General features: G+C 58.9%; 8 protein-coding genes and 1 pseudogene. 1 reads left to right on the forward strand and 8 read right to left on the reverse strand.

The features are described from left to right. Nucleotides 1-14: 14 nt before the first annotated feature. Nucleotides 15-620: a hypothetical protein gene (locus NKH78_RS22600; protein ID WP_352884116.1), complete on the reverse strand. Its 606-nt coding sequence runs from the start codon at nt 618-620 to the stop codon at nt 15-17. A gap of 661 nt (nt 621-1,281) precedes the next feature. Here NKH78_RS22600 and NKH78_RS22605 point away from each other — a divergent pair. Continuing rightward, nucleotides 1,282-1,920 (forward strand): hypothetical protein, encoded by a 639-nt coding sequence (locus tag NKH78_RS22605; RefSeq protein ID WP_352884118.1) that lies wholly within the window; start codon nt 1,282-1,284, stop codon nt 1,918-1,920. A 21-nt stretch (nt 1,921-1,941) separates the two neighbouring features. On the opposite strand, the gene NKH78_RS22610 is transcribed toward NKH78_RS22605, so the two are convergent. From NKH78_RS22610 to NKH78_RS22645, 7 genes and pseudogenes are all read right to left on the reverse strand, one after another. Then, nucleotides 1,942-3,603, reverse strand: a complete 1,662-nt coding sequence (locus NKH78_RS22610) for a DNA polymerase/3'-5' exonuclease PolX (RefSeq protein ID WP_352884268.1) — start codon at nt 3,601-3,603, stop codon at nt 1,942-1,944. A gap of 107 nt (nt 3,604-3,710) precedes the next feature. Beyond that, nucleotides 3,711-5,609, reverse strand: a complete 1,899-nt coding sequence (gene ligD / locus NKH78_RS22615; protein WP_352884120.1) for a DNA ligase D — start codon at nt 5,607-5,609, stop codon at nt 3,711-3,713. Between the two features lie 234 nt (nt 5,610-5,843). Continuing rightward, nucleotides 5,844-7,994 carry a type IV secretory system conjugative DNA transfer family protein gene (locus tag NKH78_RS22620; protein WP_352884123.1) on the reverse strand — a complete coding sequence of 717 codons (2,151 nt, stop codon included), beginning with the start codon at nt 7,992-7,994 and terminating at the stop codon, nt 5,844-5,846. 12 nt (nt 7,995-8,006) lie between these two features. After that, a pseudogene (virB11, locus tag NKH78_RS22625) lies at nt 8,007-9,028 on the reverse strand (P-type DNA transfer ATPase VirB11). After that, nucleotides 9,025-10,458, reverse strand: a complete 1,434-nt coding sequence (gene virB10 / locus NKH78_RS22635; RefSeq protein WP_352884130.1) for a type IV secretion system protein VirB10 — start codon at nt 10,456-10,458, stop codon at nt 9,025-9,027. The pseudogene virB11 and the gene virB10 overlap by 4 nt, the downstream one beginning before the upstream one ends. Continuing rightward, entirely contained in the window at nt 10,458-11,255 is a 798-nt protein-coding gene (locus NKH78_RS22640; protein ID WP_352884132.1) for a TrbG/VirB9 family P-type conjugative transfer protein, read from the reverse strand. Before NKH78_RS22640 ends, virB10 begins: the two co-directional genes overlap by 1 nt. Beyond that, nucleotides 11,252-11,959, reverse strand: coding sequence for a VirB8 family type IV secretion system protein (locus tag NKH78_RS22645; RefSeq protein ID WP_352884134.1), 708 nt, complete (start codon nt 11,957-11,959; stop codon nt 11,252-11,254). The genes NKH78_RS22640 and NKH78_RS22645 overlap by 4 nt, the downstream gene beginning before the upstream one ends. Between the last annotated feature and the right edge of the window lie 60 nt (nt 11,960-12,019).

A 12,019-nucleotide genomic window follows, 5' to 3' on the forward strand; every position in this document is an offset into this window, starting at 1 on the left:
GATACCCTCCGTCTTCATGGCAATGCCAAGGACGACTTATGTCGTCCTATACGTGATCTGATCTCTTGATATGCGCTAATTACAGTCAACGAGGCGGGGGGAGCAACCATTCTTGTTCTCGCCGCCGATCTCCAGCTCTCCAGCACTATGTCGTGGCGACCGCTTGGAGTGTGCTCTTCCTTTGAGAGCACAAGCCCCCACTCTTCGAGCTTTTTTCTCTCTTTTGTAAGTGTTTTCCTTGGCATTTCGAGATCAATTACTATAAAATCTAAAGCAACCAATCCGGCTCTCTCGACTAGATTGAATAACCGGAGACCGTCTGGGGATAAGAAACTCCTTCTCCACCTTATTCTTTTGTTGTCCAAGGCAATTTTGAAAACACAGGCCCAAAGACTTCGATGAATTAGTGTAACTTTGTAGTCGATGAGCTTGATTACGATCACATCGGGATCGTTAGCCAACGCGGAATATGCATTGTAAGCATCATTCGCCCGGTGGTGACTCCACCAATTTCCGGTAACACCTGGTCCTAATATTAAATCTACCAGTGAGACTAGACCCTCTGCCGGACTCAAAGGAATTAGCCCTTGACTTTCCAAATATTTTTTTGCGTCTTTCATTAGGCGCGCCCGAATACCCGGAAAAGATGCTATCATAATCAAGTTCGATGTCGAGTCGAATTTTGTCGGTCACACGGCCGAGCGTCACGTTTGTCTCGAATACTGATCACAGACTCTTGGATTTAGTTCCAAACGCAACTCTTGTCGTGCGAAGCGGCAATATCTGGTCGATCATCGCGCAGCGGTTGTCGAAGCCAAGACAGCATCTGATGATTCTGAAATTGTTGCTGCCATGGCGAGTGTAAAACATATCGCCATGGCAACCAAAAGGATCAACCGTTTCTATCAGGAGCCGTGCGATGGCTATGCGGCGCATCGAGCAGAGAGACGAAGCCAGGAATGTCCGGTTTAGAGAGGAATATCCGTCGCCGGAAAGGCGGCATTGGGTCAGGTTAGGACCGAGCCTGCGCCGAGCTGAATGTCCGCTCACTTACATCTTGCACTAGAAGCTGCCAGACCGCTTCCGGCCCCAAAGCCGCCAGGCGGAAACGCACTGTGAGATGAACTCTGCTGCTTCCTGTTAGTCGTAATTGCAAGCGGGCCCGCTAACAATCGTGGTGCGCCTTTAGGGCATACTGGTTAGGCCACTGGGGATTAGAACTCGCGTTGGCTTTGCGATCGGCTCATCGCTGCCGACAATGGATGACCTATATAAAGGGGCATGTCCACGCGCCGAAAAATCAATGCAACGGAGAAGCTGATCGGAGAGTGGCCTTTAACCCCGGCTGCAACGCTTGGATCGTCCGTTAGAGCGAAGGGTATTTTTCTCGAAATACGCGCACGCCTTCCAACGGAGTTCAGGAAACTGCTCCATATCGAGTCCCGCGTGCTCACCCTGCGCCTGTCTGAGGGCGCCGAGGATGATGTGAAGGTGGTATTCGGGATCGTATCCAAAGCACTGCAGAATATCGAAGACCTGCCCGTAATCCCCCGTGAAATCGAGGACATTCTGACGATCTCGACGGCCGAACGGCACCGCTGGCTGAAAGATGGTCGCTTGCAAAGCACCGGGACGAAAACGGTGAAACTCCGCGGGCGGGCAAGGAACATCACCTTTCACGTGTTCGACCCGCAGCACGTCGAGGATGTGCTTGACCGCGACCTGGTCACGGTCTGGCGCGAACAGGACGCAGCGACAGCTGCAGAGAATAGGCGGCGTGGCGCGGGGAAGGCGGCTATGAAACGTGCTCAAAGAAGCGTTCGCGGAACTGCAGCTTCAGCTGGCTATGGCCACGATGAGAACGCGCACTCCAGTTTGCGCGGCTGGGAAGATTTTGAGAAGGACGGACTCCTGCACTGATAGGCCGGGCGCACAAGCAGGTTAGGCCGTTTGGCTGCGCCGTGCGAGATGCGCAAGGAGGGCCGCCAAACGCATCGCGTTCAGGACCCGCTTCGCAGGGACACCGCCCTTGCGCGCCATCTCGACACCCCAATGCATGTGGTCGAGCTCGCGGATCGAATGAGCGTCCGGATTGATGCTGAAGATGCAGCCCTGATCGAGTGCCTTTTGATGCCAGCGCCAGTCGAGGTCGAGTCGCCAAGGATGTGCGTTGATTTCGACAGCGACGCCGTGTTTCGCACACGCTTTGAGGACTTTGTCGACGTCGAGATCATAACCGGGCCGGCGCAACAGCTGGCGTCCGGTCATGTGCCCGATGATTGTCGTCCGAGGATTTCCGATCGCCTCAATGATACGCTCCGTCTGTTCCTTCTTGGGCAACTTGAAGCGGCTGTGCACGCTCGCGACGACGAAATCGAACTGCTCCAAGATATCATTCGGGTAATCGAGCGAGCCATCCGCCAGGATGTCCGCCTCGATGCCCTTCAGTATGCGAAATTTTCCATTGTATGCCTTGTTCAGCCGGTCAGCTTCGCGGTGCTGTTCAGCAATCTCCTGCACCGAAAGGCCGCCAGCATAGTGAGCGGACTGCGAATGATCGGCGACACCATAGTATTCGAAACCGCGCTTGCGCGTGGCTTCAGCCATTGCCTCAAGCGTTTCGGTGCCATCGGATGCGGTCGTGTGAGAATGCAGGATGCCATGCAGATCTTCATCCCGGATGAGGGCGGGTAGCTTCTGCTTTGCCGCTCGCTCAATCTCGTCCCTGCCTTCGCGCAATTCAGGCTCGATAAACTGCAAGTCTAGAGCTTGGTAGATTTCTTCTTCTGTCGCTGACGCGATCAGCTTTCTCCCGCGATAAAGCCCGTCGGCGTTTAGGGTGAATCCCTTGTCGGCCGCGAATGTCTTCAGTTGCTCGAGGTGGTCTGCCGAACCGGTTGCTTCGAGCAGGCGCGCGCCAAAGTGCTTCCTGTCCGTAACAACAAGCCTGAGGGTCGCATCCTCGCTACCAGTCGATTTTCTGGCCTGCGCTACCAGGGCGAAGTCAGAAACGAGCTCGCAACCGCGCCGGAAGTCACCTGCAATCTCCACGCGTGAAAATTCTGGATGCTCTTGCTTCACCGATATGACCGCATGTTCGAGAAGAGCGGCGGCCTTGTGCAGGTGAAGTTGCGTTTCGCCGCTTCGCACGATGGCCAGGTTCTGCAGGAGCTTTGTCTGAAGCGCGGCGCCGAGACCTTTGACTGGGCGTATACGGTCTTCTCTTGCTGCGGCCTCGAGCTCCGCCAGCGAGTTCACGCCGAGCGCCTGATGAAGCTTCAGTATCTTATCGGGACGAAGCCCGGGTATGGCAAACAGCTCCATCACGCCCGCTGGAACATCCTCGCGCAGCTTCTCAAGGCTTGGGTGCGTGCCGGTTTGGTAAAGCTTGGTCACGATGTCTGCGATCGCGTCACCGATCCCCGGGATCTTGGTGAGGGCGCCGGCGGCGATGATCCGATCAAGCGGCTGCGATAGCGCCGTCAGACTGTCCGCGGCGCGCAGGTATGCCTTTGTGCGATAGGGATTGTCGCCGCGCATGGACGCCCGTTGCGCATATTCCCTCAAAAGATTGGCGACGGTCCTTGGATCGATTTTTACCATGGCTTCTGCCAAACGAGGCCTATCTCCGCAGGTTCCAATCAGGCAGGGCCATGAGCGCCACGTTGCCCTTTGAATGCTGGCTTTACTGACTCTTCCCGCGTCGGACGCTACAGATTAGGCAAGGATTGGTCAGCGCGACCCCATCCAGCCAGAGCTTTGGAGGCTGCGCGTTTCTTTAATTCAGGAGCATCGCCCACGTGGAAATGAGAGGGCGCGTCTATTGTCTTCATCTCCGCCCACGTGATCGGTGCCGCGACAGGAGCGCCCGGACGTGATCTTACGCTGTAGGGCATGATCGCGGTCGCCCCGCGCTGATTGCGTAGATAGTCCACAAAGATGCGACCCTTGCGGCGCGCCTTTGACAACACGGCCGTGAAATGGGCCGGATCGCTCTGGGCGACCGCCTGCGCCAGGCGAGATGCGAAGTCCTTCACCTCTGGCCACTCGGCGCCAGGGGTGAGGGGCGCGATGACATGCACTCCTTTGCCTCCTGTCAGCATCGGGAAAGTCGTGAGCCCCAGCGATTTAAGGATGGCGCGGAACTGAAAGGCAGCGGCGCGGACGGCCTCAAAATCGAGGCCTTCATCGGGGTCGAGGTCGAACACCAGGCGGTCGGCCTTTTCGACATCCTCGATCCGAGCCCCCCATCCATGCAGCTCGATCGTTCCCATCTGGACGCAAGTCATCAATCCGTCGGCATCGTCGATATAGAGATATGGTTCCTCGTGCCCGTCTTTCTCCGTGATGCCGACGTGATGGACTTTGTCGCCAAAGCTGCCGGCGTCGTGTTTTTGGAAGAAACACTTCTTCGCGCGGCCCTGTGGGCATCGAACCAGACTGATCGGCCGGCTGCCAACCCAGGGAAGCATGATCGCCGCAACCGCTGCGTAATGGTCGGCGAGCTGTCCCTTGGTGATGTTGGACTCCGGATAGATGATGCGGTTACGGTTACTTATCGCGATGGCTGTTGTCGCAGTCGCGGCGAGATCGGCTACATGACGTTCCTTCTCGAGCACGACCGCGTCCGGCTTCTTGTCTTCGCGGAGACCAAGATAGCTCGGATGTCGCAACGTCCCTTCATTTGTCATTTCGGTGAAGGCAATCTCAGCGACCAGTTTCGGACGGAGCCAGTGTGCGCCGCGCACTTCGGCGCGTGGTGCGTCGACGGTCGCGGCCTTCTGCTCAAGCGGCGCCATGATCTTCAAGAGACGAAGAAGTTCAGCGGTATCGAAGCCGGTGCCGACTTTCCCGGCGTAACGCAGCTTGCCGCCGTCATGAACGCCAAGAATCAAGGACCGAAAAGCTCGGACCTTGTCGGACGGCGTCCAGCCGACAATCACAAACTCCTGCCGCCTGATGCATTTGATCTTCAGCCAGCTTGCGCCGCGGGCTCCCACATAACTCGAGTCCGCGAGCTTTGAAATGACGCCCTCAAGGCCGGCTGCGCAGAAGCGATCGAGCAGCTCTTCTCCGCGGCCGAGGATATGGTCGGAGTACCGAAGGACCGGATTTTTCGCAGGAAAGATCGCCTGCAGCTTCGCCTTGCGCTCAAGAAGAGGAAGCCTTGTCAGATCTTCGCCGGCGAGCTCCAGCAGATCGAACGCATAAAAGTCGATAGTAGCCGGGGCAGCCTTCAATGCCTTCTGAAGTGCCTGGAAGTTAGATCTTCCTTCCGCATCGACAACCACGGCCTCGCCATCAATCAGGGCGGAGCGCACCTCGAGCTTGCGAGCCTCGGAGAGGATCGAGGGAAAACGGCTAGACCAGTCCAGACCAGATCGTGTGTAAGCTCGCGCCTCGCCACCGCCGACGGCAACGAGAATACGATAGCCGTCGTATTTCATCTCATGGATCCAACGATTGCCGGCAGGGACTGTGTCCACGAGCGTTGCGAGCTGGACCGGCCGGAAAGCGGGCGGCGCTAAAGTGGCCTCGTCACGAGCGGGCGACTTCGCTTGACTGGCGCTCGACCCATTGATTGCCCTACGCGACGTTGGCTTGACCACTCTGACCTAAACCATACTCGAGACGAAATAGCGTTATCCGCGTCCAACGCGCGACGACTTCTTTAGTTTCGGTCCAGGCCGTATTGAGTTTTTCGTATCGTCGACGTTTCGCGCCGTGTGATCTTCTCGATTGAGACCTTGGCACTGCCCGAAGCTCGCGGCAATTTCCTCCGCCGCCGTGACGTGTGCGGTCACGGTAGACAAATGACCTCTCCGCCGCATTGGAATGCTAGCCTACCCATCGACTACATCAGGCAAAGTATCTTCGACGACGCTCAAATTCCTATCGAAACCCTCGATATCGGATGCGTTGGCACGCAGGGACCGCACCTTGTTCAGGATCGCCGCAACCGCCGCTTCTTTGTCGGGCGCTATGCGTGCTGTCACTGCTTTGGCCGCCAAAGCGGAAAAATCTATTGCGGCATAGGCTGGTACGTCTGCAGCGTCTGTTGCTTTCAGCCTTTCTTTTACGATTGCGCGCCGGCTCGGCGGCGGAGCTATACGGCCTGCTTTTGCGGCAAATGTCGCGCCGCGCCGCAGGCGGGCCTGCAAGAGGCCTGAGCGATACGCGGGTGCTGTCGGCACAATCGTCGGGAGCATAGGAGATGGAACCGCCCCAGAGGAGTCCGCGGCAGGGCTTTTCGTCCGCGAAACGTCGGTAGAGGCGGGTAGGGGCATGAACGCGCGTTTGGCGAGCTGGCCGTCGGCGAAATAGAAATTGCGCGTGCCGAGGATCGGCAGTTCCCCACGCGGCAATATGATGACCTTGTTCCTGTCGAGGGTGCGGATTTCATCTGGCCGCATGAGGGGCCGCCGCACTTCCTTGCGGTGCTCCGAGCGCGTGTAATAAGTGTCGAACAATGTTGCCTTGGTGCGCGTCACGTCCTTTTGCACGTCCGAGGTCTCGCCGAGCTGCTCAGAAACGTAGCGCAGATCGTCAACGTCCTGCGCACCGAAAAAGATCTGCACGCGAGCCGCGTTGATGAGTGTCTTGCGCCCCTCCTGGCGATAGATCTCGTCTACAGCCTTCAATGACTGTACGAAAAACCACATAGAAACGCCGTTGCCGCCGAGCACGCTCGCCGTTTCGGTCACGTTCTCGAGCTTGCCGAGGTTCTGGAACTCGTCGAGCAGCACAAGCACCGGATGCTCGCCCGGCTGCGGCAGGCTTTCCGACATGAAATTCATCATCTGCGTAATCAAGACGTTGAACAAAGGTCCAAGCGACGTAATCTGCTCGCGCCGCACGTCGAGATAAAGAGAGATCCGATCGCGCTTGAGATTGCGAATATCGAACGTGCTGCGCGAGGTAGCTCGCATCAGGCGCTCGTTGAGAAAGGGCGCCATGCCGGTCCGTACGCCGGCGTAGATCCCGGAAAACTGCCGCTCAGACATCTCGAAATAGGGCAACAGGGTTTGCAGCGTGAAATGCGAACATTCGCGGCGGCGTTCCTCGCGCAGCGAGCCGATGAATTCCAGGAGCGGCTGCTCGGCACCGTTCATGATCTCGAGGATTGTGGCGAAGGTCTTTTTCTCGTTCGGGATCGCAAGCGATTCCATGACGAAGGACGCGATGCCGGTAAATAGGAGACGGGCGTCGTTAACCCAATACGGGTCTGCATTTGAGGGCGGTCGCGGAAACAGCGCCGCAGCGATATTGCGAAGGTCGATGTCGCGCTGCGCCGAATCCAGGGAGATGAAGTCCATCGGATTGTAGCATGCTGTATTGCCGTCCGGATCAGCCGGCGCGAAACGCACCACGCGGCTCATGGTTGAACGGTAGCCGGCGGTCGCCGCATAGGTCTCGCCCCGCAGGTCGAGAACGACGAGCGAATGCTGCCAGGTGAGGGCGTTCGGTATGATGAGAGACGTGCCTTTCCCGGAGCGCGGCGGCCCGATGACGAAGCCGCCGACATCATCGCCATCAATCCACAATTTCTTGCCGCCAATTAGCTTGCGCTGCGTCAAACGGATCTTGCCGGAGCGCTGATCGCGGCCGGGCGACAGAATTTCGGCAAGCCTGCCGCCGGCTCGACCGATGAAGACGCCGCCAACCTTCGTCAGGCCAGTTTTTGCTACGTCGCTCATCGTCATGAAGCGAGAGTCATTGCGCTTTCTCGGGCGCATGACAAACAGACCGACCAGGGGCGCAAGAAACCCCAATGCTCCCGCGGCAATGGCGTATTGTACCCGGCCAAGATCCCTCGCCATCGTGTCCGCCCAGGCCTGACGAACGACCGGCAAGGGATTGGCGTTCAGCTGTTCGAACAGGACGTGGGAGCCGGTCCGGTACCAATCAGTCGCGGCATAGGCGACCGTGAAGAGCAGGACGCCCAGGGCCATCGCCATGAGCACCATGAAAATTGCTGTTGCGATTTTCTGCATGGATAGGCCCCGCTAGATCGTCTCCGCCTTGGTGAACTTGATCTCGCTGATGCCGCGCCGTCCGCCTTCGGTGCGGACCATCTGGACGACCACCGGAATGACCTCGCGCAGATAGTCGAGAATTTCGCTTCGTGAGAGGCCCGAGCTGCCCTGCATGACCATGAGCGCAAGCCGCTCGTAGGCGGACCGGGCGGAATTGGCATGAACGGTCGTGAGCGAACCGGGATGGCCGGTGTTGATCGCCTGGAGGAATGCGAAGGTTTCAGCGCCGCGCAATTCGCCCAGCAACAGACGGTCGGGTCGCATGCGAAGCGAGGCCTCGAGCAGCTGTTGCGCGGAGACCTTTGCAAGGCCCTGGTCGCCCTTCGAGGCTATCAGGGTGACGTTGTTGGGAGCCGGCAGCCTCAGTTCGCGGGTATCTTCGATCGTGATGATCCGTTCATGAGCTGGGATCTCCTTCAGGAGTGCATTCAAGAACGTCGTCTTGCCGGTCGACGTACCGCCTGAAACGACGATCGAGACACGGTTGCGCACCGCATACCGCAGGAACTCCATCGGCGATGTGTCGTGCAGCATTTCGACAAGTCGCTTTTCTTCGGCCGACAGCGCCAGGCCGCTGCCGATCGCAGTGTTCTCGAAGGCGCCGAGATCCTTGTAGGCAGCAAGGCTCATATCCATGATGACCTGTTTGCGGATTGAGATCGCCCCGCCTTCGGGAGCCGCGGGCGGCAAGATGCATTGGATGCGCCCGAGGGTAGAGCCGCCGACAGGACCGGGTTTTCATCGTTGATGACCTGATTGGTCGCCGAGGCGACACCCGTCGAGATATGCCTAATCCAGCCGGGCGTGACCTCGCGCTTGACGACGTGCTCCATCTCTTTCGCGCCGAGGCGTTCGATGAACAATTCACCGGGCCTGTTGATCGCAATCTCGGACACCGCATCTTCGTTCAAATAGGGCCATATCGGCTCCAGATGAGCGCGCAGCACCGGGGCTCTTGCCCAAGGGTCGGGAAGGGGATGCACGGCATTCATTTCACCGGGCTCCCATAGCCGGGATAGAAATGATCCTTTGGCGTCGTGTAGAGAGGCGTCGGATCGATCGCCGTCTTCGGCCGCCCACCGGCCTTCAGGCGCGCCACTTCTTCCTGGACGGGATCGGCATACAAATCCGAGAAATCGAGATCTCGCCGCACCAGTACGACGACCGATGTGCCCTGGTCGACAGAGACTGTCGGACCAATGTTCTGCGTGTCGCGAAACGCCTCCTGCGCGAGTTGCTGCAGGGCGGTCGATGACTTGTCAAAAGCGATGCCGCGGGCGTCGCGCCGCGAGCCATTGCCCCCATAAGTTACGGTCGTGGTCTCACCGGTTACGGGATCGATCGTCGACACTTGGCGCTGTTGTCCATTCTGGCTGCTATCGCCAAGCGAGGACAGATATTCAGAGACACCGCCAACGACAGAAAGCATGATGGCGTTGCCGTACCGTTCAATCCAGTGCGTATCGACACGGCCACCCATGCCACCGCGGCCGAGCGCGTCTGCGCCAGGCGATTTGATATCGACGGAAATGCCGTCCGAGCGGATGACCCTGCTCCAGACGATGAAAACACGCTTTTGACCGCGCGCAAGCCCTGAGCGGTATTCTCCGGTCAGGCGCGAGCCCTTCGGAATGAGGATCCGCCTGCCGTCGAGCGAGAAGACGTCCTCACGCACGACAGCGCGCACGGCACCGGGAAGGTCGGTGTTGATCGCGGTTTCCAAATAGCCGCGAATGATCGTTCCTTCAGGGATCAACGAATCGGTGCGTCGGAAGGCCCTGGCTTTGACGATGCCGGAAGAACTTGCCTCAGACTGCGCCAGGAATGCCTTGTTGGGGTCACTGTCGGCGCCGGGGACCGGGATGATCTGACCGTCAGGCGCGATTTCGACCTGCGCCGCCTGGGCGCCGGAATCTGTCGAGCCGGTTTGATCATTCGTCACCATCTGGTTCGACCGCAGGCGTTCCCACACCGCTTTTTCATGCTCGGCGGCCTCCGCCTTGCGGCGGGCTTCTTCCGCCTCAGCCTTGCGGCGAGCCTCCTCGGCCGCCATTTGCGCCTCCAGCGCGCGTCGCTGCGCATCGAGATCCGCGCCCTCCTGCACGGTCTGATCGACATTGTCAGCCTGCTGCGTGCCATTCTGGTCGGCGGCGGGCGGGGGCACCACGATCTGGTCGATCGTGCCGTCGGCAGGTTGCGGCGGATCGTTCAACGCCGGCGGGCGAAACTCCGGCGGGTTGAAGTTTTCCTCGCCCTCGCTGCGAGCATCGCGCGATATCGGCTCTCGAGGCCAGTTCAGCCATATCAGCGCGCCTACCAGCACTACGCCGAGGCTGACCAGGGCGATCCTGGTACCCACGCCCGCACCACGGCGCGCGACCGTCGGGCTACCGTCCAGTTGGTTATAATCGATCTGGGTCATCACCGCCCTCCGCTGGATCCGAACAGGGTGGAACCACCCGTCAGTTTCGTTGGACCGTAGACCTGCTCGACTGGATCGATAGCGTTGGGTCGCGCCCGGTTGTAGAGGCAGAGCGTCTTGCCATCGGCCCGCAAGGTGAATTGCCGTGCGACCTTGTCGATGACTGTGTATTTGCCCTGAGTACGAACGTTGACCAGCGACTCATGGCGCTTGTCGTCGACAACGAAAATCGCCGGAATGTCGCCCTTGAACTCCAGAAACACCTTGGTGCCGTCGTCGAATACGGTGCGCGGCTTCAGGCTGTCGTCGCCCTTGTAGGCGTAGTCGTAATTGAGATCGGCATAGTTCAGGTCCTTCAAATCCGGATCGGTTGCGCTCTCCTTGGCCTGTGAGAGCAGGCGCGCGTTGATATCCTCGTCCGGGTATTTGAACCGGACCTGGAAGGATGCCCGGTCCCGATCATTGTCAGTCGCCTGCAGCAGCAGGGAATAGACGCGCCGGTTGGTGACCACGTTGACGTTGGTCCACGCATCGCGCTCTAGCGGCTTGACGAACAGAAACCGCGATCCGCGTTTGGGGATGATCGACCAGCCTTTCGTGTCTCCGGCCGAGACGGTTTCGATGACTTCAGTCGGACTGAGCTCGACCATCGTTGAAATGCCAAGAGCTGCGCGCACCGACGTCACGTCGTCATTGTTGAAGGTGACATATCGGATGCGGCCATCGCGTGCGGCCGCGCCGTGGATCGCGCCGAGCAGAAGGGCGGCTGACAGGGCGAGGCTCACGCGCCATCTCATTGCAGGCTCCCCGCAGCCGGCGCCGATTCCTGGTCGCGGCGATAATCCGTAACCTGAAATCCCAACGGGTTGTCGAAACGCCACTCGTTCTTCAGCGGCGTCGAGGTGTAGCGGAATTTTATCACCGCCACCCAATTGTCAGCGGTGGACGAATTGTCCCGCCGCGTCGTCGTGGCAAAGCGCACCGAGGCTGTGTTGCGATTGAGCAGGGAAACCGATTTGATCTCGACCGAGACAGTGACATTGCGGCCATAGGCCTTGTCCAGCGATTGCGGATTTGCAGGCGTGAAAAGCCATGTCAAATCCTTGGACGCGGCGTCGGTGGAGTAGAGCTGCGCCAGGTCGTAATTCTGTTTCAGTTCACGCGAATCGTAGGTTTCGCGGGCCCTGATATAGCGCACCAGATTGGCCGCCGCGACGGCCTCGTTCTGGGACAAATCTCCAGGCTTGAGCGCGCGCATGATCTCGAGGTAGCCCGTCGATTTGTCGACCTCCACAACATACGGTTCGAACTGCCGGAGCGGCAGGATCAGCACGAGCGCCAGCAGCGACAGCACCGCAACCAGTCCCGAAACGCCGCTGACGATCCAGGCCAATGTACGTGATCGACGCATTGACCTGTGCGTGTCGTCTTCCCAGGTCGCGCCCGCCCTGTAATAGCGCTTGTCGACGAGTTCGCTGCTGCTGCTAGCAGGTGTTTCCATTGAGATTGACACTTTACTATTGCCTCGTTTGCGCGACGATCCCGATCCAGGGCCGCTATC

It is taken from the genome of Mesorhizobium sp. M0910 (assembly GCF_040319465.1).
GTDB lineage: Bacteria > Pseudomonadota > Alphaproteobacteria > Rhizobiales > Rhizobiaceae > Mesorhizobium.

What these genes read in the sequence shown, in the direction of transcription:
- NKH78_RS22600 (WP_352884116.1), bottom strand. Translation starts at nt 620, where the DNA reads ATGAAAGACGCAAAAAAATATTTGGAAAGTCAAGGGCTAATTCCTTTG.
- NKH78_RS22605 (WP_352884118.1), top strand. Translation starts at nt 1,282, where the DNA reads ATGTCCACGCGCCGAAAAATCAATGCAACGGAGAAGCTGATCGGAGAG.
- NKH78_RS22610 (WP_352884268.1), bottom strand. Translation starts at nt 3,603, where the DNA reads ATGGTAAAAATCGATCCAAGGACCGTCGCCAATCTTTTGAGGGAATAT.
- NKH78_RS22620 (WP_352884123.1), bottom strand. Translation starts at nt 7,994, where the DNA reads ATGCAGAAAATCGCAACAGCAATTTTCATGGTGCTCATGGCGATGGCC.
- virB10 (WP_352884130.1), bottom strand. Translation starts at nt 10,458, where the DNA reads ATGACCCAGATCGATTATAACCAACTGGACGGTAGCCCGACGGTCGCG.
- NKH78_RS22640 (WP_352884132.1), bottom strand. Translation starts at nt 11,255, where the DNA reads ATGAGATGGCGCGTGAGCCTCGCCCTGTCAGCCGCCCTTCTGCTCGGC.
- NKH78_RS22645 (WP_352884134.1), bottom strand. Translation starts at nt 11,959, where the DNA reads ATGGAAACACCTGCTAGCAGCAGCAGCGAACTCGTCGACAAGCGCTAT.